A 21,608-nucleotide genomic window follows, 5' to 3' on the forward strand; every position below is an offset into this window, starting at 1 on the left:
GCTGTGCTGACCCGGCGTTCCCTTCCGTTGGCTATTCTGTCGGCTTCATCGCCAGCAAATCCGTACGCAGATGTGTGAGAACCTTTTCTGCTGTGTTGCCGATCACTCGCGCTGCGAGCCCGGTTTTGCCTGTTGTGCCCATCACCACCATGTCTGCTTTGATTTTGTTCGCTACGCTGGGGATCACCTTCTGTGCGGGGCCAGACACGATGTGCACTTGCTCCGGTTTCATATGCCAGGTGTTGCGTAAGTGCTCGATTCTCGGTTTGAGTATTTCTTGTCGTTTGCGTTCGTGGGCGGCCGTGTCGATGATTTCCAAGTCAGCCAGTACCACGGAGGTATGCAGGGCATGAACCAAGTGCAGTTCGCTGCCCATGGCTTTGGCCAGGAGCCAGGCCTGGTCAATGATGCGGTTGTTCAGAGCCTTCTTGGCGGGTTTCTCTGTGCTGAGATCCACCGCTGCAAGAATGGGGTGGGCCTTGTTCCACTTGAGCTCGGCCAGCAGCATCACCGGAGCCCGGCACTCGCGGATCAGATGCCAGTCGGTCGGGGTGTACAATAGGGTTTCGGAGCGGCTCTCTGTTTTGATCACTGCACTTACAGATTCTTGCTGGCAGTAATTAATAATCCATTGATGAATTTGTTTTTCCCAAACCACGCGGACGGTGACGTTCAGGTCTGTGCAATCGGTGATGGCCAGCATTTGCTTCAGCCATTTTTCCCGCATTTCAATCAGCGCTTTCTTGGCTTTCTCCTGAACCACGGGATCGTTGGGCAAGGCGTCAAGGTATTCATGTACAAACGCCACGATGTTCACGCTGGCGTCCGTTGCTCGCGCGAGTTCCACGCCGCGCGAGAGTGCAATCTGGTGTTTGTGCTGAGGGTCCATGACGATCAAGAGTTTATCCATGCGCTTTATCCGTCCTTTTCAGAGAATTAAGCCCATAATATCAGCTGCCAATGGGGTGGGGTGCGGAGGTAAGTCAAACCTCGTATAATTGCGCGCTTTCTGGCCGATTCAAAGGCCGCCCATTGATGTGCAGGAGAGGTTGAACCATGAGTCAGGCCGGTGGACAGGGAACCCTGTTTGTGATTTCGGCGCCCTCGGGTGCAGGTAAAACCAGTCTGGTGGCGGAAATACTCCGTGCAGATTCACTGTTGGGTGTCTCTGTGTCGCACACCACTCGCCCGATGCGGGAAGGCGAGCAAGATGGCGTGAACTACCACTTTGTCAGTCGCGAGCAGTTCGAGGAAATGATCAATCGTGGCGATTTTCTCGAGCATGCTGATGTGTTCGGAAATTATTACGGCACGTCTCAAGTGTGGGTTCGGGAAACTCTCGCGAAAGGTCGGGATGTCATTCTGGAAATTGATCAGCAGGGTGCCGAGCAAATTCGACGGTTGGTGCCAGAATGCGTGAGCATTTTTATCGTGCCACCTTCCGCGGAAATTTTGCGCCAGCGTTTGGTTGGCCGGGGTACCGATGCGCCGGAAGTGATCGAGCGCCGGTTGGTCGAAGCCGAAGCCGAGTGCAGCCATGCAGTCGAATTTGATTATTTGGTGGTGAACGACGATTTTGATGTGGCTCTGGCAGATTTGTTGGCGATCACCCGCAGTTGCCGGTTGAAAATGTCGGTGCAGCAAGTGCGCTTTGCGGATTTGCTGAAGGGGCTCACCGGGGTAAGCGAATAGCTATCGGAAAGATACATAGATAACGGTTTGCCGCTGTATACAAATTGAACCGGCAGCAGTAAACTACGCGGTCTAGTTAAAGTACTTGTTATTTTCGGGGAACATAATGGCACGAGTTACCGTTGAAGATTGTCTGGAACATGTAGATAACCGCTTCCAGCTGGTTATGCTGGCTAGCAAGCGCGCCCGCCAGATCGCCACCAAGGGTTTTGAGCCAATGGTGCCGGAAGAAAACGACAAGCCAACGGTTATCGCATTGCGCGAAATCGCCGAAGGAAAAGTTTCTCGCAGTCTGCTTACTGAAACAGAAGAAGACTAAGCTCTAAATCACCGGGTATAAGAAGAATTACCTGTTGGAGAGCGAGAAGCATTGAAATCTGTCTCTGCGGTTTTATAGTGTAACTATAGAAGCCAGCGGGAAAGGCAAGGAAGAGCCCGGATGTTCGCATTCGGGCTTTTTTGTTCCTGGCATAAAGAACTTAGTGGAGGCGCGGTGTCGGTAGAGGCAACGGTTGAAGAACTGGCTACAGAGCTCGGTTCATATTTAGATACCAGTCGCATTAATCAGGTGCGAAGGGCCTACTATTACGCCGAACAAGCCCACGAAGGGCAGATGCGTAAAAGTGGCGACCGCTACATTACTCACCCACTGGCGGTCGCCCACATTCTTGCCGAGCTGCGGCTGGACCATCAAAGCCTCATGGCCGCGATGCTACACGATGTTATCGAGGACACCGGGATTCCCAAAGACGCGCTGTCCGACCAGTTTGGTGATGATGTTGCCGAGCTGGTTGATGGCGTGTCGAAGCTCACCCAGATCGAGTTTCGTTCCCGGGCTGAGGCGCAAGCCGAAAACTTCCAAAAAATGACGCTGGCGATGGCCAAAGACATACGCGTTATTCTGGTTAAGTTGGCTGATCGCCTGCACAACATGCGCACCCTTGGCCCCATGCCCTTCGAAAAACGCCAGCGCATTGCTACCGAAACACTCGATATTTACGCGCCGATTGCCAATCGCCTGGGTATGCACTCGATCTCTACCGAGTTGGAAGATCTGGGTTTTTCCTCGCTGTATCCCATGCGGTCCAAATACATCTCCAAGGCCATTCAAAAGCTGCGCGGCAATCACCGGGAAATCATTGAGGATATCCGCGGTAAATTGCAGGAAAAGTTGGAGGAGCGCGGCCTGCCGGGCCGCATCATGGGTCGGGAGAAGCATTTGAACTCCATCTACAGCAAGATGAAGCTCAAACAGAAATCCTTTCACGAAATTATGGACGTGTATGCGTTCCGTATCATCACCGACAACGAAGACGACTGCTATCGCATACTCGGTGCCGTACACAGCCTTTACAAGCCGCTTCCCGGCCGGTTTAAAGATTACATTGCCATGCCCAAAGCCAACGGCTATCAGTCGTTGCACACCACGCTGTTTGGCATGCACGTGAATATCGAGATTCAGATCCGTACCGAAGAGATGGAGCACATAGCCAACAACGGTATTGCGGCCCATTGGATGTATAAAACCGAAGAACCGGGCGTAAGTAAGGTGAACCAGACCCGCGTTGATCGTTGGGTGAAAGGCTTGATGGAGATGCGGGAGCGGGCCGATGACTCCATGGAGTTCATCGAGAACGTGAAGGTGGACCTGTTCCCTGATGAAATCTACGTGTTTACGCCGAAAGGGCGGATCATGGAATTGCCGCAAGGGGCTACGCCAGTAGACTTCGCATACGCCATCCATACCGATATTGGCAACGCCACCGTTGCTTGTCGGGTAAACCGCAATTTGGCATCGCTCAGTCAGCCCCTTCAAAGTGGCCAGACGCTGGAAATAATCACTGCGCCCGGTGCTCGGCCTAACCCTGCGTGGCTTAGTTTTGTCACCACCGGTAAAGCGCGCAGCAGCATTCGCCACGCTTTGAAAACCCGCAAGCGGGCAGAATCTATGGCGCTGGGTAAAACGCTTCTTAAGAAATCTCTGAATGGATTTGATGCCAAATTGGCCGACATCACTGATGCGCAGAAGCAAGCGGTGGTGAGTCACAATCAGGTGAATAGCTTTGACGACCTGGTCAGCGATATTGGCTTGGGCAACCGCATGGCTTATTTGGTCGCTCGACAATTGGTTGCGGGCTATGAAGAGCCGGAAAAAGAGCAGAGCTCCGAAATACCGCAAATCGAGGCTTCTGGCCCGGTGATGATTCGCGGTGCAGAAGGCATTTTGTTGAAGTTTGCGTCTTGCTGTAAGCCAATTCCGGGCGATCCCGTGGTGGGCATTATGGATTCCGGTAATGGCATGATCATTCATACCGACACCTGTTCAAAGTTGCCGGAAGACGACGAAGGTCGCGCTCGACTCACCCATCTGAAATGGGCGAAAGACATTACCGACGAGTTCTCGGTTGAGCTGCGGGTTGAACTGGAGCGTCAGCGCGGCGTGATTGCCGAGATCGCCAATGCCGTAGCCATGGCTGACGGGAACATCGAGCGTATCAACGTGGAAGATCAAAACGCCCGATTCGGCATTGTTAGTTTGGTTGTCCATGTAAACGGCCGTCGCCATCTGGCGCGGGTGATGCGCCGAGTGCGCAATATTCGTGCGGTTACCCATATCAGCCGGGTGCGCTACTGATCAAGACCTTTGGCGTAGTTGACAGGCGCTACGCAGAAGGGTGACGATGGTCGTTTTTCTTCAGAGGAAATAGAAGGTCATGACGAATAAATCTGTCATCCAGACCGAGAACGCTCCACAGGCGATCGGTACTTATTCTCAGGCAGTGAAGGCGGGCGATACCGTGTATCTGTCGGGTCAAATTCCACTCGACCCGAAAACCATGGAAGTGGTGGCCGGTGATTTCGCGACCCAAACCCGTCAGGTGTTTGAAAACCTCAAAGCCGTTTGCGAAGCCGCTGGTGGCGAGTTAAAAGACATCGTCAAACTGAATATTTACATGACGGACCTGGCCAATTTCGCAACCGTCAACGAAGTGATGGCAACCTACTTTCAGCAGCCTTATCCGGCGCGCGCCGCCGTTGGTGTAGCAGCGCTGCCAAAGGGTGTGCCTGTAGAAATGGAAGCCGTGATGGTACTCAGCTAAGGCTGTTGATCATCTCCCGGTACCCTGTCCGAAAATCGGGGTACCGGAATCCAAACCCGCTGGCCAGCAACCGCTGGTTACTGCAACGCTTACTTCCTGCCCGGCCGCCTTTGCGCGCGCTTTTCACCGGTGCCTTACACGGTGTCTGCTGCTGAACCCACGCTACGACTTCATCCAGTCTGACCGGCTCGCAATCGGTCACGATGTAAACATCTTCCAAATCTGTGCCTGCTAACGCCAACTCGCTCATGTAAGTGACTGCCCGCACGGCGTCTTGTTCGTGAATTCGGTTGCTATAGGGGGCTGGTGGTTGGGGGTTCATTCGGCCCTCAAGTACTTCTTCTAAAAAGCGCTGGCGAGTTGGGCCGTAAATACCGCTGAAGCGGACAACGGTAGCGGGGTGAATACTGTCCAAGGCCGTTTGTTCACCTTGCAGAATATGCTTGCCCGTGAACCTACTGGGTTCTGTCGGGCTAGATTCGTCTACCCAGCCATCGTCGTTTTGTGCATAAACGCTGGTGCTGCTGACAAAAAATAATCGAGTGAGGGGCCGATCGCCAATGGCATTTAGTAGGTTCGACAAACCGGTAACGTAAGCGTCTTGGTAGCCCTGTTCGTCGTACGATGACGGTGTCAGGCAATAAATAATGATGTCCAGATCGTCGGGAAGCTTGCCTTCCAGAGTCTCGGGTTTGGTCAGATCGGCGCCAATGCCGGTAATGCCGGCTGGAACTTTCTCAGGACTTCGGCGCAGACCGAACACCTGCGCGTTGTGGTCAGCCAGTGCCAGGGCCATGTCCCCGCCGAGCTTTCCGCAGCCAGCCACCAGAATTCGCGACAATTGCTTATGATTCGTCATTGCCATAGACAATTTCAATCCTTATCCTTTGGTTGATAAAGTAAGTGCAACTTCGACCTGAACAATCCGACCGGAGCCGACGATGACCCTCACCGAGTTACGATACGTTGTTACGCTTGCCCGGGAAAGGCATTTTGGCCGCGCCGCAGAGCGTTGTCACGTGAGTCAGCCTACCTTGAGCGTGGCAGTAAAAAAGCTGGAAGAAGAGCTTGGTATCTCGTTATTCGAACGCAGCAAAAGTAGCATTCGGGTGACCGAGGTCGGGCAGCGGATTATTGAGCAGGCGCAAACGGTTCTGGACCAGGTGGGCGTGATTAAAGATCTGGCTCAAGACGGTAAGAATCAGCTGAACTCGCCTCTGAAGGTAGGCGCAATCTACACCATCGGCCCCTATCTGTTCCCGCACCTGTTACCGGAGCTGCGCCGGGCGGCACCAGAGATGCCGCTGTTTATCGAAGAAAACTACACCGCAAATCTGCGCCAGAAGCTCAGGCACTCCGAACTGGATGCGATTATCATCGCGTTGCCGTTTGATGAACCAGAGGTGGTGACCCTACCGTTGTATGACGAGCCCTTCGTAGTATTGCTGCCCGCTGATCATCCGTTGACCGAGAAGGACGAGATCACCGCCGAAGAAATGGCCGAAGAACAGTTGCTGTTACTTGGCCCTGGTCACTGTTTTCGCGATCAGGTACTGGAATCCTGTCCGCCGCTGGTGGATGCCATTACCCGCCGGGCGGGCGAGAGTCAGCCGGGTTTGGTGACTGAAGGCAGTTCGCTGGAAACCATTCGCCACATGGTCGCCTCTGGCTTGGGTATTACAGTGTTGCCGTTGTCGGCAGCCACTGCGATTAAATATCAGGAAGATATTCTGGCGGTGCGCCCGTTCGCAGCGCCGGTACCCTTCCGAACCGTGGCATTGGCATGGCGGGTAACCTTTCCGCGCCCTAAAGCCATCGATATGCTCTCACTGGCGGCCAGCCAGTGTCGCGTGATTGAACGGGCCAAGGCGGAAACCCCTGCAGCCGTGCCTAAAAATTGAGGTAAGTCATGGCGTCACTGGATGACATCTCCGTTACCGAGATCAAAGGCGTAGGGAATGCCTTGGCGGACAAGCTGGCCAAGCTTGGCATCCAGTCCATACAAGACCTGCTGTTCCATTTGCCGCATCGCTACGAAGACCGCACACGGGTGGTGCCGATGGGCAGCCTTCGGGTGGGCGATGTGGCCGTGGTGGAAGGTGAGGTAATGAAGACCGACCTAGTGATGGGCCGGCGCCGTAGCCTGCAGGTGACCTTGAAAGATGACAGCGGCTTTCTTGTTCTGCGTTTTTTTCACTTCAATGCCGCCCAGAAAAACCAGCTCAGCGAAGGCACCCGAGTGCGCTGTTTTGGTGAAGTTCGCCCTGGCCGGGCGGGTTACGAGTTCTATCACCCCGAATACCAAACCAGCCCGCCTCCTATGCCAGCGGCCAACGAAGCCACGCTCACCCCCGTCTACCCGTTGACCGAAGGCATTCAGCAACCCCGGGTTCGAAGCCTGTGTCAGCAAGCGCTGAAATACCTTGAGCGTCATCCGATCAAAGATTGGCTCCCCCCGGAGTTGCTGGCAGACTATCAACTACCCTGTATAACAGAGGCAGTGAAGTTGGTGCATTCGCCTCCTGCGGGCGCGCCAGTGCCCCTTTTGATGGAGGGTCGTCATCCGGCGCAGCAGCGTTTGGTGATGGAAGAATTATTGGCGCACCAACTCAGTTTGTTGCAAGTACGGGAGCAAATTCAGGCACGAAAGGCTTTACCTTTGTTGCCAACCGGTGACCTGACTGAACGCTTTCTGGAAGAGTTGCCGTTCAAACTCACTGGTGCTCAGCGCCAGGTCACGAGTGAGATCCGTCAGGATCTAAGCCAGCCGATACCTATGCTGCGGTTGGTGCAAGGAGATGTCGGCTCCGGTAAAACGGTTGTAGCCGCGTTGGCGGCCTTGCAGACCCTCGCCGCAGGAGCACAAGTTGCCTTGATGGCGCCTACCGAAATACTCGCTGAACAGCACTACAATAACTTCAGAGCGTGGCTGGAACCCTTGGGCATTCCCATTGCGTGGTTGTCCGGTAAAGTCAAAGGCAAGGCCCGCCAACAGGCTCTGGAAGCCGTTGCCAATGGAGAAGCCCAGGTTGCGATCGGCACGCATGCCTTGTTTCAGGATGAAGTGGCGTTCAAACGCTTGGCGCTCGTCATTGTGGATGAGCAGCATCGCTTCGGTGTTCATCAGCGTTTGGCGTTAAGAGAGAAGGGCGTGGGTGGCGAATTGGCCCCGCACCAGTTGATTATGACCGCAACTCCCATTCCGAGGACGCTGGCCATGAGCGCCTATGCTGACTTGGACACCTCCATCATTGACGAGTTACCGCCTGGCCGAAAACCGATTGAAACCGTGGTGGTGCCAGATAGCCGGCGTGAAGACATCATCGAGCGGGTGCGCAGTGCGTGTCGCGAGGGTCGGCAGGCCTATTGGGTGTGCACCTTAATTGAAGAATCGGAAGCCTTGCAGTGCCAAGCGGCCGAAGTGACTGCTCAGGAACTGACCGAGCGGTTGACTGAACTGAAAGTGGGTTTGGTACACGGCCGCCTAAAAGCTCAAGAGAAAGCGGAGATGATGGCTCGCTTCAAAGGCGGTGAACTGGATCTTCTGGTGGCGACTACGGTCATTGAGGTAGGCGTGGATGTGCCCAATGCCTCTTTGATTATCATTGAAAACCCGGAGCGCTTGGGGTTGGCCCAACTACACCAGCTTCGTGGCCGGGTGGGGCGAGGAGAGCAGGCTAGCTTTTGTGTGTTGATGTACCACCCGCCGCTGTCGATGAATGGAAAGGCACGGCTGCAAGCATTGCGAGATAGCCAAGACGGTTTCGTGATCGCCGAGAAAGATCTCGAAATACGGGGCCCCGGCGAGGTGCTGGGTACCCGTCAAACAGGCTTGATGCAGTTCCGTTTGGCTAATTTTGAACGCGATAAAGGCTGGATTGAGCCGATCAAGGAAATGGCGCCTTCGCTTATGGGGCAGCCAAAGATCGTAAAAGCTCTGATTCGTCGGTGGCTGGGCGAAAAAATTCGTTATGGCGACGTTTGATCAATACGCTTGATGATAAGCGGTTCATACTGTTCACAAGAAAGGCCTATTAATAGAAACGCGTTAATTGCAGAATGAATGTATACGGATTTCAAGGCTTCATAAGGAGGCATGTATGGAACTCCCGGGAGTTGTTCAGCAGGCGCTAGGAGAAAGTGCGGTCGATGTATCGCTTCGCAGCGTGGGGCAAAATAAGCCCAAAGACATGCTGCGGATGGTTCTTCTGACGGACCGTGAAGGGAATCTGCAAGCTATTCTCCGCCGCGACGACCTGCTTGACCTGGAAACCCTGAATAAAATTCTAGGTCGGGACTTAAAACTGGTGCAACGTACTGAACAAGTGCGCGTTCGCCAACGCGCAGGCTTACAAGAGCTACCCGCACTGCCGTCGCTGACGGGCTGGCCGACCATTATCGATCGAAGGGTTGATGAGCTTGAATCCATAGCCCTCTATCTGGTGGAGCAAAATCTAGCCATTACCATGCCTTTGGAAGACTTCCGGAATCTCACGGCCAAAGCAGACCGCAACAGTTTCGCCATCGATGCACAATCGGTGTCGGTTAACCTCAGTAATGGACAAAGCGATCGGGATGAGCTGCACAACGCTCTGAAAAAATTCACAGGCCGCCGTATTCAGCAGCGGCTTGAAGATACCCTGGAGCTCCCGCCCCTCCCGGAAACCGCTCAACGTATTATTCATTTGCGGGTGAACCCCAACGCCGTGATGGGCGATTTGGTGGACATAGTGGAAAGCGACCCCAGCCTTGCCGCGCAAGTAGTGAGTTGGGCTTCATCGTCATTCTATGCGGCGGCGGGGCAGGTGCGCTCGGTTCACGATGCCGTGTCACGCGTGCTGGGCTTCGATCTAGTGATGAACCTTGCCATGGGCTTGTCGCTTGGGCGCGCACTCAACGAACCAAAAGACCATCCGGATGGCTACGTAGATTACTGGCAGCAAGCGATATGGCAGGCTCAATCGGCAGGCATCTTGGCGGGCATGATGCCTCGGGGCCGGCGGCCCCTGTTCGGGCTGGCTTATCTGTCTGGTTTGCTGCACAACTTTGGCCACTTGGTGTTAGCACAGGTATTCCCACCACATTTCAAACTGGTTTGCCGGTCGCTCGAAGTGAACCCGAATATTGATTCCAGTGTAATCGAGCACCATTTGCTGGGTCTTACCCGCGAACAGATTGCCGCGACCTTAATGGAAAACTGGGGGATGCCGGATGAAGTGGTGATGGGCATTCGCTACCAGAAAAACCCGAGGTACGAAGGCGAACACCAGGTGTACGCTCGTTTGCTTTGGTTGGGGCGCCAGCTTTTAACCGCGCGGGGCGTTGCCCTTGGGGCTGGCGAGCCTCTAGGCGATGAAGTGTTTGAAGAGCTGGGCTTGGACCGTGAAAAGGTTGAAAGCCGCTTTGATGAGCTGGTCGAGAATAAAGACAGCGTGATGGCAATGGCTGGAATGATGTCGCCTAGTTGAATAAAAAAAACCGGCCCGGAGGGGCCGGCAATGATGTCCGAAAATTGCAGAGTCCGTCTTACCAATCAGGAGAAAACACGAACAGGGCTTCGAGCGAAGTGACAAATTCCGTAACCCTGCTTTAAATTTAGCTAATGCTTCTCAAAAGGAAAGTCGTGGCCGCGGAAAACAGAATGTGACGCGGCTCTCATTTTTTTCGCTTGGCTAAAGGTGTTGAATTATAAGGCTAAAGCCGAGGCGACTTCTGATCTCTTGTTACAAATCATTACAAATAATGTGTGGGTCACTCGAAACGAACGTGACGGATGGCGCTCGCCGCTTGGCGAATACGCTCCGCATATTCCTGTTCTATGGCGAAACGTTCAACATCCATCTGCTGCACCATTTCCGTGTCTGCAGCCTTTCGCGCCCGATGCGTGGGCATGTGTTCCAGTTTCTCATGCACGACTTGAAACACGTTATACGGTTCCTTTGACAGCAGTTCCGGTGCGACGTAATCGAGTAACCCCTTCAAGCGCAAACAAGCCTCGGAGTACTCAACCTGTTCCTCTTCCACGGCAATGGCGATAATCCGGATGCTCTCTAGCATTTCTTCCTTACGCTTGGCTTGAAACTCCTCGGCTTTTTTCTGACGCAACCGCTCTTCATTGAGCAAACGTGACTGCCGCCAGATATAAAATAACAACAGCCCGATAACCACCAAGCCGATAACGATGAACGTTAACTGAAGCCCTCTGGGCATTTCAAATCTCCCCGGTACATAGGATGTCGCCTGAGCTTTGCAGGCCTGTATTGAATAACGCTTAGTTTGCCAGAGATTGGGGCAGGGTGCTTGCGAGGTTTTTAGAGGGGGAAATAAAAAGGCCAGCCCGGGAGGGCTGGCCTGAGAGGTAAAAGAACCTGTTAGCTTACTTACTGAGAAGCGGCTTGCTGCTGCTCGTATTGGGCTGGGAGGTCTTTTACTGGGTTGGTGATGAAGTTCAGGTAAGCGCCGCCAACCGGAATTTCTAGTGGTAAGCGTATTGTCGCAAGGCCTGCACTTGCAATTCCGAGAGCATCTGCGGTGACCAGCAATTCATCCTCAAGGCCGACACGGTTTGTGTTGATTTGTACAATCTGCATTCGCCCATCGTCAAAGAATGTAATGTCACCCTTTAATTCGAGGGTAAAGGCTCGACCGTACAAGTCATGAGTGCCGCCTAAGGGAATCTCCATATCGGGAGCATCGATCAACAGTTCTGCTTGTGTAATAAATACAGGCTGCCCTCTGTCACCTTTTGTGATTACGCCAGGGATGAGAGACTTACGGCTACAGTCGGTTTCGCAGGAAGGATCGTCTTTCGTATACCGCATGCGCAAAACCTGGGTATTAGTGATCGACTCCTCTTGTAACAGCAAGCCCAAAACTTCAAGTTGTGTGAACACGCTAATGGAACTGGTGGTAAGTAGCGTGGGGTACAGATCAACCCTGATTCCTTCGATTTCATCGCCACTATTTGGCTGTTCGGGGGTTGGGTCGTAAGTACCAGGCCCAAGGACCTCGGTGTTCAGCGCGTACGTCTGGTAGATGAATTTATTGCGAGGGCAGTCGGGGTGAGCATCGCCTCGGGATATGATTGAGCTGCCTGTCGTTCCGGCTTCACACCCTACCCGCGCGTCGGGATCGACGAGCGGGATTCCGCTGGATCCGGTATCAAACAGCTTGGCTGTAGCCTTACCTCCAATGACGGCGAGCTTCGTGGAGTTTGCGGATGGACCCCAGCCTTCAGCATCATTGCCAAGGCCCGCATGAGCCGCTTCGAAAGGCTCTACGCAGTTCGCATCATAGTTGTCGACACAGTCAATCAGGAAGTTTGAGTTAGTGTCACGAACTGGGAAGTTACGGAGAGCTGTAAACGCAGTTTCTGATTTTTCAGTACCTTTGAAGTAAATGACTAAGTCGTCAGCGCCATTTGCGCCATCGCCATCATCTATTCCTTCAAGGATGTCAGTTTTGAGTGCAAGTTTATTCACGCCACATACGGAGGTAGGGGTTTCATGTTCACAAGTGGCGGAATCTTCATCTTGTACCGATTTCATGGTGTAGCGATAAAATTGACCTGTTTCCCACGGGGTTTCTGGGAAGAACCGGAGTTGCTGGTTATTCAGCTCAAGACGACCATCGACGATTTCACCATTACCGACAGGTTTGCCTGTGATTTCGTCAACGGAAACTTTCTCAACAATGAATGTTCCGCCTTTTCCTAGTTGGAAGGACTGAGGATTCATTGATTGAGAAAATACGACCGTAATAGGGCGATCTGCCGGCATGGCATCAATCGGTAGGAGGTCAACTTCGATACGTGCGTTCCCTTTACTATGCCCTGCTTCTCTTATTGAGAAGCACTCTCCCAAATCGCCTTCAAGGAGGTTCATGTTTGTGAAATCGGTTTCACAAGGGTAACCAGGGTAAGTAGTAAGCGCCAGTGGCGGCCTTTGAGTGACGGGGTTGGTGGAGGAGTCGATAGGATCTAGTTTGAACTCCAGAGAAGCCTGGGGCGCAATATTGCCTGCCAAGTCTGTCAGGCCATTGATCTCAACAGTATATTCGACGCCGTGTTCAAGCCCGCCTTCAGGGTTTAATGTCAGAGTCGTTCCGTCGAGCTTGGAACGTAGGTTGGAAACAGGAGAATTGTCGGCGTATAAGGTTACTCCGTTTGCGGTGGAAGCCGAATCAAGCGGTTCATCAAAAAACAGAATCACCGGATCTCCCGGACGCTGCATCGACTGGCGAGTAGCGGGGTTGGCATTCTCAGCGCCTGGCATCCAGCTCAGTAATTGAGGTGGGGTGTTGTCAAACTTACGCAGCACGTCGGCATCAAGTACCGAGTCGACATCGGTCGCAGCTTGCAGGTGGAAGGCGATGGTGGAGTCGGTAAATTCTTGGCCGAGCAAATTCGGCTCAACCATGCCAATGGCATCGATTGTCAGAACGCCGTCCTGAACGATTGCGATACCGCGAAGCTCTACGCCCATCAGATCTTGAGATAAGCCAGCGTTTGGCATGGCTTCGGCGGTGTTCATGGATACATCCATAAACAACGTGATGTGACGAGGTGCGTTGATGTCGTCGGTATAAGCGTTCGGGCTCATGTAACCGGAAGCATCAGATAGCATGGTCACCTTAATGGTGCCGGTTTCCTGGTTGCTGCCGTCGTCAATGTTCAGTACTTGGACCTTCCCGCCAACCTTGATGTTGAGGCTGGTGCTTTCCAGAATGCTGCCTTTCGGAATTCTCAAAGGTAGCGCCTCATCGGCTTCGAACGACGGTGCGAAAGCCAATTCAGCAAACAGTGAACCGGTCTGCTGGGAGGAGTCGGTAACGCCCTGCAGCACGGAGTTTAGTACAACACCATTAATGGATTGACCGTTCAATATCGAGGTAATGTTGCCGCCGTTAGAGGTGACAGCTTTTTGCTCTAGCAGCACCGTCGGGCCAGTGGCACGGGGTGTGAACGTGTACGATTTGCTCAAACGCACACCGTCCGGGCCGTTGGTCAGGCTGGCAAGGTTGTTCAGATTGAGCGTATATTCTTGGCCGGCATCCAGGATGTCGTCTTTGCTGCCGCACGCCTTCGGATCTTCAGTGACGCATGGGTCAACGGTGACGCGGTTACCCTTCACCAATACGGTGGCGGGAACCGCAGTGCCGTTTTTATCCAGAAGCTCAATTGAGCCTCCGTGCTTTTGCCATTCCGGGTGAACCGGGTGCGTCAAAGCGAGACGAAAGGTAGAGAAGTTCACTGCTTCAAAGGGAGTGTCGCTTGCCGGCACTTGCCAAGCTACGGCGAAGTCGCCTGAGGTTTGCGCTAACTCTGCAACGCCACTGAATTCGCCTCGAGTATCGAATTGGATGCCCGGCTCGCCTACCGCATTGGGCGTGGTGATTTCGCGACCGCTTTCGGTCAGTAGAGGCTCGTTGAACGTGATGGAGTAAGTTTCGCGACTGGCTAGAGCTTGTCCTTCAGCGATCTCCAGCTTGAGACTTTTTCCACCATCAATTTTCGTAACCGTAAATGCCGGGCTGCCGTTACTGGACTCAACCTTGATTTTATCAGTGAGCGTCGCCTCATCGTCCCCAATGACATGGGTGAAACGAAGTACGATATCGGCTTTCGGGCTAACATCCGCCTGGCCGTCCATTGGGTAGGAATACACCAGCGACACAGACTGATTGGCATCCTTGACGCTCTGCTTGATGTCTTGCTCATCACTGCCGCCACATGCGGCAAGCAGCATGGCGGGAATCAGCGCTAACGTTTTAAATTGTTTCATGACCTGCTTCTCCTCAGAACTTCAGGGTGATGGAGCCGCTGATTACATGGATATCACCGTCGGCAGTAACGTTGGTTTCGTTACCGTCAAAGTCGACCAAGGTGAAGTCCCGCTCTTGTAGTTGTTGGTATTGGTAGCCAAGGTCCAAACGAACAGGGAAGGCCAGCAGTCGTGTGCGGTTATAAGTGGCGCTTACACCCAAACCGACGATGATCTTATCGGTGTCCAGGTAGTTGAGTTCCGGGTTTCGAGTGGTCTTAAGGGGAGACTCTTCGTACGCGATACCACCGCGAAGGGCAAAGTTTTCGTTCAATTGGTACTCGGCGCCCAAGCGAGGCACGAGGATGTCGTCGAAACCGATGCGGTTGCCAGCTGAGACAGACTCTTGGTCTTTGATGCTGTCTCGATCAAACTCATCCTCCAGTTCCGACCAGTTCTGTTGTTCGATGCTGCCGCCAATGCGCCAACCGTCACCGGCATACTGGGTGCCCAAAACGATAGTTTCGGGTTGGAACGAGTCGATGGTTGCAACCGTCAGGCTCAGCCCGGGGTCAGGAATGGTCTGGGTTACAACGATATTGGAGCTCACGGAGGTTTTAGCAGACGATTTGGTGCGGTAGGTCAGTGCCGCTTCCCAGCCGTCAAGGAAACAAGCTTCGTCTCCACAGAAGGTGCTGCCGAAGTCGATGTTCGTGCCCAAGATAGTTTTCAGAGATGGCTCAGCAGTGACCGATAGTCTCTCGCGGCTGGTTTCACCTCCTAGAGTGGACACCGCATCCAGTTGTGCGGCCGCTTCCAGAGTAATTCGTACAGACGCACCGGCAGAAATGCCGCGCCAGATCGGAGTTGCACCACCAAGGTTAAGGAACAGTGGTTCCTTGCCGTTTTGCAAATACTGACCGGTTTCTGAGGTTTCAGATTTAAAGGCCAGCATTTCCTTTCCGTACTTTTCAACACCGGCAATGAATCCCAGATAAATAGGGTGATTAAACCGAGTTAGGGAGCCCAAGTTAGTCTTCATGCCGACCAGCACGTGCTGACTTGGTGAGCTGGAAACTACATCGCCGTTGGCATTGGGATTGTCTGAACGAAGCTCCTGTTCCGCGTGCAGGATGCCGGACGTCAGTTCGCCACGGGTATCGCGAGTCAGGGATGCCGGGTTGTAGTAAGTCGCCGAAACTTGGTCGTTAAACATTGAAAGCGATTGGGCGGTAGCAACGTCGATCGGCATTACGCCGTAGGTGGTGCCAAGGTTGCCCATGCTCGCAGTCACTGGCATGGAAAGGGTGGCGGATACAGCTGCAGCAGCAAGGGTCGTTGCCCGTACAGAAAATCGGGAAGGAAGAACCATTTATACACTCCGTTCGCTCTTTGTTGTTGTATACAGCCCCGGCGAGTGCGCAAGGAGACTGGTACGATTGTTCAGCTTGCAGTTTATGGTACTTGTCACTTTAGGACGTTGGCATTTTTGACAGTATGTTATGTCTGTAATACCACGTACTCACAGTATGCGTGTTAACCACAGGGTCTGTGTAGATGATAAAGGCGACAGAGTGTGTCGTTTTTGTTGCGGAATGTATCGGGGAAGAGTGCGATGTGGCGGGGGCTAGCGATTGCCAGCCCCCGGTTTTCTACAGACCTACGGTGGTATCAAACTCTGTTAATTTGACGGCACTGATGACGTACTTCGAAGCCACTTCAACTGAGCCATCATCCAAAGCCGTTAGCGGCGCTAGTGAAACTGAACTGCTGGTAAGCTCAGCTGGGAATCCGCCCGGGCCTTCGACATCGACAGACCATAACACTTCAAATGTTTCAGGATCACGCCGCTGAAGTGCGCTCGCGGTCACAACCAGCAACCGGCCTTGCGCATCTAGTGCCAGGTCGAAAATATCAGAGCGTACGTCCTGGCCATAACGCCAGCGTTGGTCAATAAGCGCCGTTACATTTCCGCTGTTGGTGTCTACGCGATAAACGCTGTAACGGGTGATTGCGTCAGATCCGTTGACGATATTATCGTGGATGCTGAAGTAAAGCTGGTCGCCAAGCTTACGGAAAAAGCTCGACGCAACGATCTGATTGCCATCGCGTAGAACGCCGATTTTTCTAGTCCAACTAATCGCACATGTGGGGCTTATTTTGCTCACCAGGCCTTCGTTGCCACTGAACGTGAAGGAGTATATATAGCCATCATCCCCAACAATCACCGTCCCCTGTTCTTTAGCTGACGCGATCCGCGCCCACCAACTTGAACTCACGCCACTGTAGTTGAGTGCCATGTAGCGGTTTTGATTCGGCCCCATGGTTGCAGAGCAAAGTTCAAGGCCTTGCCCATCTTGCAGTGTCAGAGCTCCTGAGGTGGTCTTGAATATCATATCCGCTGCGAGAAAACTGGATGTCTTTCGCTCGAGGGTTCGGGAGGCTGCTTTTTGAAATCCGGATGAGTCTGCCGTGTACATAGCGATGGTTCCGTTGGCTTTAAAGCCAAGTCCGCCGCCACTCAGCGTATATTCCCCACTTACTTGGTCATGGCGGATTCGTTGCACCCCTTCTACCGAGCTGTACGGTTTTTGTGACGAACTGCTCCAGAGGGTTTTTGCCTCACCGTTATCTAATCCAGCCGATTGAAGGTCCGCATTGTCTATCTTCACTTGGTCGATAGCTTCACCCGCAGAATTAACCCGGCCTAAATAAATGCCATCTTCGCCGTTTGCCGCGCCTGTTGCGCTGTACATGTAGAATTTTGGGTTTCCGGGTTGGGTATCATAAATCCAGTCAATGTTGGTATTGCTTGCGAACTGATTATTAAGAATTTGGTTTTTATCCAGCTTCCCCGGGAATGCTGCAACTTTGGGATCAGATCCCGGCGTAATCATTGGGCCGTCACTCAGCGGCATGCCGATTATTTTGTAAGTGCCAGCGTTTCCTTCGCCGGAGCTCGTCGTGGCCGCATAGGTACCTGAGTCGGCTGTGCGAGGAGTCAGTAGGAACGTGTCTGTAACGCCAGTGGCGTAATTAAGTGTGATCTCATATTGAGAGCTGCCCTTGGGCTTCCAGCTGTAGCTGTTAAAGTCGTTGCCGCTGAACCTTCGACGGTCACGGGTATTAAATCCGGCGGGTCCGTAGCCTGAGGCCTCTGTGGATGACGGCGCCATAAACAAAACCATTTTGCCTACATTCGTTCCGCTGCCGGATGAAGACTTAACCGTCATCTCAATTTGAAGGTTTTTAGGATCATCAGGCCAATTATACCCGTTGGCTCCTGTGTCTGAGCTGCCTCCGGAAGAATCACCACCACCACCACCACCACCACCACCGCAAGCGGTTAGGGTTATAGCTAGAAACAGCAAGGCCACGAGAGAGTGCGCCTTGTACAAGCGAGTAAGTGTCGTCATTGATTGCAGCTCCAAATGGAAATCCGTTAAACCGAAGAGGCGGGCAATCAATAGCTTACGCAAGGTGTCCTGAAGCAAACCACCCTCATATGAGGGTAATTAAAAGTGACTCTAATGGGCTTCTTAGAGGGCTTTATAGTTTTGATAAGAAACGAAAGTGTGTTCTGCGCATCAACGCAAAATTGATAAAAGTATTGCGCTAATCAACTGGCCTTGCCGGTTGTATCCGGTTTTTTGAAAGACCTGTTTCAAATAGCTTCGAACGGTTGCTTCACTTTTATGGTGATGTTCGGCGATATCTTTCAGGCTTAACCCGGCCACTAGGCCTTCACAAAGTTTTCCTTCTGCTGCAGAAAGCGGGAAGTACTTCACTATTTCTTCGGCACTTGGGAGTGCCCGTGCTTTAAGGTCAACGATGGTTACCAGTACGCCACCGGAGAGTATTTCGTTGTGTTCTAGAGGGCGTATGGTCATGACCAATGGCGACAGAGCCTCGTGTCGTTTGATAATCAGAGTTTCTGGTAAGTATGCATCAGCAGTGCATACAGCTGCGGCTGCCCGTGCCATCGCTTTGAAAAAAGCATTTTGCAGAGTGCTAGTGTCAAAGCTAAAGCGTGAATGGCGAATCTTAATGTATTGCTTCTGCTTCAGAAGTTGTTCGGCGCGTGGGTTAGTGGCTACGAGTGTCCCCCGGTTATTCAGAATGAATGCGGGCTCGGTAATGAGGTCGGCAATGCTGCTTAGGGTCTGAGCGGCCCCGGGGTGTTGGTGAATCTTTTTTGCTAAACCGACCGTTTGTCTAATGAACGGCACCAGGCGGTTCATGGCGGCAATTTCGCGTGGTTGGTACCCACCTTGGGCGTACGTCCGCTGAACGGTCAATAAAGTGATATGAGAGTCGCTGGCTTCGACAACCAGCCACGCTGAATCAAGCATGTTTTGGTCAGATTCCCATCGGCTGTATTCATCCCCGGGCGGTCCATCGAGTAGCAGTGGTAATGCCGAGCTGAAATTGCCGGCTTCCTGAGTAATAGCGTGATTGGTAACGGCATCGTGCTCGATCATGTTGTTATCGAGATACCAGGTTAAGAATTCGTCTGATAACCCAGCATGCCAAATATGTTCAATAGCTCGGGGAGTCCGGCGGATAAACGAGAGTTGTGCTGCACAACCACCGACAGAATCGACGAGCAGTGAAAGGAACCCGTGAAAACCAGCTTGGTGTTCTAGTGAATCATAAAGGCATTGAATTAACTCAGTCTCGTTTTGGAGAAACGAATCAGAGCTATCGCTAGGGTGAACTGCCTTTGATGTCATCAAGTTGTCCTTTGGGGGCCTGTACAACGTTGTCGAGGCACCCGCCAAACTATAGAAGAACATGAATTAATATATAAGAGGTGGCGGCCAATATGGCCTGTTTTTACGCGGTCACGTTAGGCTGAGAGAGGTCCGATGCTAATCGTTGGGGCGATGTCCCAAGAGTATCCCTTGTCATGGCCCAGAAACAACAAAACCCGCAGCGAGGCGGGTTAAGTCATTGAATCTTATGGTGGGCCCACCTGGACTCGAACCAGGGACCAAAGGATTATGAGTCCTCTGCTCTAACCAACTGAGCTATAGGCCCGATAACAAAAGCGGGCGCCATTATACCCATGAGGGTTGGCGCCCGCTACTGTGTTTTCGGATTTATGCGTTGCCTTGGTCGTCGATAAAGCCGCGCAGGTGATCGGAGCGGGAAGGATGGCGCAGCTTGCGCAGTGCCTTGGCTTCGATCTGACGGATACGCTCACGGGTTACATCGAACTGTTTGCCGACTTCCTCAAGGGTGTGGTCGGTGTTCATTTCGATACCGAAACGCATGCGCAGTACTTTAGATTCTCGAGCCGTCAGGCCGGATAGCACAGAGCGAGTGGCTTCACGCAGGCCTTCAGCGGTGGCGGAATCCACCGGCGACAGGGCCTGAATGTCTTCGATGAAATCGCCCAGATGGCTGTCTTCATCATCCCCGATCGGTGTTTCCATGGAGATCGGCTCTTTGGCAATCTTCAATACCTTGCGGATCTTCTCTTCCGGCATTTCCATGCGCTCGCCCAATTCTTCAGGTGTAGGCTCGCGGCCCATTTCCTGCAGCATCTGACGGGAAATGCGGTTGAGTTTGTTGATGGTCTCAATCATGTGCACCGGAATACGGATGGTGCGCGCCTGATCCGCAATAGAGCGGGTGATGGCCTGACGAATCCACCAAGTCGCATAGGTCGAGAACTTGTAGCCACGACGGTATTCGAACTTGTCGACCGCTTTCATCAAGCCAATGTTGCCTTCCTGGATCAGGTCGAGGAACTGCAAGCCACGGTTGGTGTACTTCTTGGCGATAGAGATAACCAGACGCAAGTTCGCTTCTACCATTTCTTTCTTGGCCCGGCGGGCTTTCGCTTCACCGATAGAGACGCGACGGTTGATCTCTTTGATATCGACAACGTCCAGGTCCACTTCCACTTGTACGTTGTGGATGCGTTTCTGCAGACGGACGATCTCATCCAAACGCTCAGCGATAGCCGCAGCGTAAGGTTTTTTGCTCTTGGCAATCTTCGGAGCCCAATCCAGGTTTACTTCGTTGCCCGGGAACTCTTTGATGAAGTCTTTGCGCGGCATTTTGCTTTCGCGAATGCAGATTTGCATGATGGTGCGTTCGTTCTCGCGTACCAGATCGTTGGTGGAGCGAACTACGTTGACCAGCTCTTCGAAGGCTTTGTTGCCCAGTTTGAACGGTGCAAATACGGCACCCAGCTCGTTCAGAGCTTCCTGGGTTTTCTTGTGGCCGCGACCATGCTTCGCCAGTGCTTCGTTCGCCGCTTCCAATTTTTCTTTCAGCAGCTCAAAGCGAAGGCGAGTCTCTTCGGGATCCGGACCGCTTTCCTTCTCTTCTTCTTCGTCGTCGTCCTCCGCATCCTCAGCATCGTTGCTTTCGGTTTTGGTTTCTTCAACGACTTCTTCGCCCATGAACGGCTCGGCATCGTCGGGATCCAGGAACCCGGTAACGATGTCGCTGATACGGCCTTCGTTTTCAATGATGCGGTCGTAGGCCTGAATCACTGTGCCAGCCGTGCCCGGGAAGTGGGCAACAGCAGCCATGACATCACGAATGCCTTCTTCGATCCGCTTGGCGATAACGATTTCGCCTTCACGGGTCAGCAGCTCAACGGTACCCATTTCGCGCATGTACATACGAACGGGGTCCGTGGTGCGGCCAGCGTCGGTTTCTACGGCAGCCAGAGCGGCAGCAGCTTCGGCGGCAGCGGCTTCGTCGGCTGTGGAGTCACCTTCGGTCATCAACAGGGTATCGGCATCGGGTGTTTCTTCACACACCTGGATACCCATGTCGTTGATCATCCGGATAATATCTTCAACCTGATCCGGATCTGCAATATCTTCCGGCAGGTGGTCGTTTACCTCGGCGTAAGTCAGGTAACCTTGTTCTTTGCCTCGAGCGATGAGGTCTTTTAAACGTGATTTCTGCGAATTGCCTGACATAGACACCCTGTGAACTCGCTTTTAAAGAGGAAAAAAGTTAAACAGCCATTATAGCTGTCGCTTATCTGGTCTGCCAATGAACGGTTAGATGGTGATCAATGGCATTA

15 protein-coding genes and 1 tRNA gene are annotated in these 21,608 nt (G+C 52.9%); 7 read left to right on the forward strand and 9 right to left on the reverse strand.

Translation table 11 applies throughout. The annotated features are described in order from the left end of the window. Positions 1–31 precede the first annotated feature (31 nt). Complete coding sequence (locus K5L82_RS16295; RefSeq protein ID WP_223134875.1) at positions 32–910, reverse strand: universal stress protein; 879 nt, start codon at positions 908–910, stop codon at positions 32–34. 146 nt (positions 911–1,056) lie between these two features. Between K5L82_RS16295 and gmk the strand changes: the two genes are divergently transcribed. From gmk to K5L82_RS16315, 4 genes are all read left to right on the forward strand, one after another. Beyond that, positions 1,057–1,692 carry a guanylate kinase gene (gene gmk, locus K5L82_RS16300; protein WP_133006604.1) on the forward strand — a complete coding sequence of 212 codons (636 nt, stop codon included), beginning with the start codon at positions 1,057–1,059 and terminating at the stop codon, positions 1,690–1,692. Between the two features lie 106 nt (positions 1,693–1,798). Further along, the gene (rpoZ, locus tag K5L82_RS16305) at positions 1,799–2,011 is read left to right on the forward strand and encodes a DNA-directed RNA polymerase subunit omega (RefSeq protein WP_133006603.1); all 213 of its coding nucleotides are present in this window, start codon (positions 1,799–1,801) and stop codon (positions 2,009–2,011) included. A gap of 174 nt (positions 2,012–2,185) precedes the next feature. Further along, positions 2,186–4,327, forward strand: coding sequence for a RelA/SpoT family protein (locus K5L82_RS16310; RefSeq protein WP_133006602.1), 2,142 nt, complete (start codon positions 2,186–2,188; stop codon positions 4,325–4,327). Between the two features lie 79 nt (positions 4,328–4,406). Beyond that, a complete protein-coding gene (locus K5L82_RS16315) occupies positions 4,407–4,793 on the forward strand; it encodes a RidA family protein (RefSeq protein WP_133006601.1) in 387 nt (128 codons plus the stop codon). Here K5L82_RS16315 and K5L82_RS16320 read toward each other — a convergent pair. Further along, the gene (locus tag K5L82_RS16320; protein WP_223134876.1) at positions 4,786–5,658 is read right to left on the reverse strand and encodes an NAD-dependent epimerase/dehydratase family protein; all 873 of its coding nucleotides are present in this window, start codon (positions 5,656–5,658) and stop codon (positions 4,786–4,788) included. The genes K5L82_RS16315 and K5L82_RS16320 overlap by 8 nt on opposite strands. 76 nt (positions 5,659–5,734) lie before the next feature. On the opposite strand from K5L82_RS16320, the gene K5L82_RS16325 reads away from it, so the two are divergent. The 3 genes from K5L82_RS16325 (at position 5,735) to K5L82_RS16335 (ending at position 10,261) form a co-directional block, all read left to right on the forward strand. Further along, a complete protein-coding gene (locus K5L82_RS16325; protein WP_133006599.1) occupies positions 5,735–6,694 on the forward strand; it encodes a hydrogen peroxide-inducible genes activator in 960 nt (319 codons plus the stop codon). Between the two features lie 8 nt (positions 6,695–6,702). Further along, entirely contained in the window at positions 6,703–8,778 is a 2,076-nt protein-coding gene (gene recG / locus K5L82_RS16330) for an ATP-dependent DNA helicase RecG (protein ID WP_223134877.1), read from the forward strand. Positions 8,779–8,893: 115 nt separating this feature from the next. Next, a complete protein-coding gene (locus K5L82_RS16335; RefSeq protein WP_133006597.1) occupies positions 8,894–10,261 on the forward strand; it encodes an HDOD domain-containing protein in 1,368 nt (455 codons plus the stop codon). 283 nt (positions 10,262–10,544) lie between these two features. Here K5L82_RS16335 and K5L82_RS16340 read toward each other — a convergent pair whose 3' ends face one another. The 7 genes from K5L82_RS16340 to rpoD all read right to left on the reverse strand — a co-directional run bounded on the left by K5L82_RS16340 (position 10,545) and on the right by rpoD (position 21,501). Continuing rightward, on the reverse strand, positions 10,545–11,003 hold the full coding sequence (locus tag K5L82_RS16340) for a DUF2489 domain-containing protein (protein WP_223134878.1): 459 nt from the start codon (positions 11,001–11,003) through the stop codon (positions 10,545–10,547). Positions 11,004–11,173: 170 nt separating this feature from the next. After that, positions 11,174–14,575, reverse strand: coding sequence for an Ig-like domain-containing protein (locus tag K5L82_RS16345; protein ID WP_223134879.1), 3,402 nt, complete (start codon positions 14,573–14,575; stop codon positions 11,174–11,176). Positions 14,576–14,588: 13 nt separating this feature from the next. Then, positions 14,589–15,926, reverse strand: coding sequence for an alkane uptake protein AupA (gene aupA / locus K5L82_RS16350; RefSeq protein WP_133006594.1), 1,338 nt, complete (start codon positions 15,924–15,926; stop codon positions 14,589–14,591). Between the two features lie 280 nt (positions 15,927–16,206). Further along, the gene (locus K5L82_RS16355) at positions 16,207–17,970 is read right to left on the reverse strand and encodes a hypothetical protein (protein WP_223134880.1); all 1,764 of its coding nucleotides are present in this window, start codon (positions 17,968–17,970) and stop codon (positions 16,207–16,209) included. Positions 17,971–18,141: 171 nt separating this feature from the next. After that, positions 18,142–19,290 (reverse strand): helix-turn-helix transcriptional regulator, encoded by a 1,149-nt coding sequence (locus K5L82_RS16360; RefSeq protein ID WP_223134881.1) that lies wholly within the window; start codon positions 19,288–19,290, stop codon positions 18,142–18,144. A 227-nt stretch (positions 19,291–19,517) separates the two neighbouring features. Beyond that, positions 19,518–19,594 (reverse strand) — tRNA-Ile (locus K5L82_RS16365). Between the two features lie 62 nt (positions 19,595–19,656). Next, positions 19,657–21,501, reverse strand: a complete 1,845-nt coding sequence (gene rpoD / locus K5L82_RS16370) for an RNA polymerase sigma factor RpoD (protein ID WP_223134882.1) — start codon at positions 21,499–21,501, stop codon at positions 19,657–19,659. Positions 21,502–21,608 lie beyond the last annotated feature (107 nt).

It is taken from the genome of Marinobacter sp. AL4B (assembly GCF_019916045.1).
Taxonomy (GTDB): domain Bacteria; phylum Pseudomonadota; class Gammaproteobacteria; order Pseudomonadales; family Oleiphilaceae; genus Marinobacter.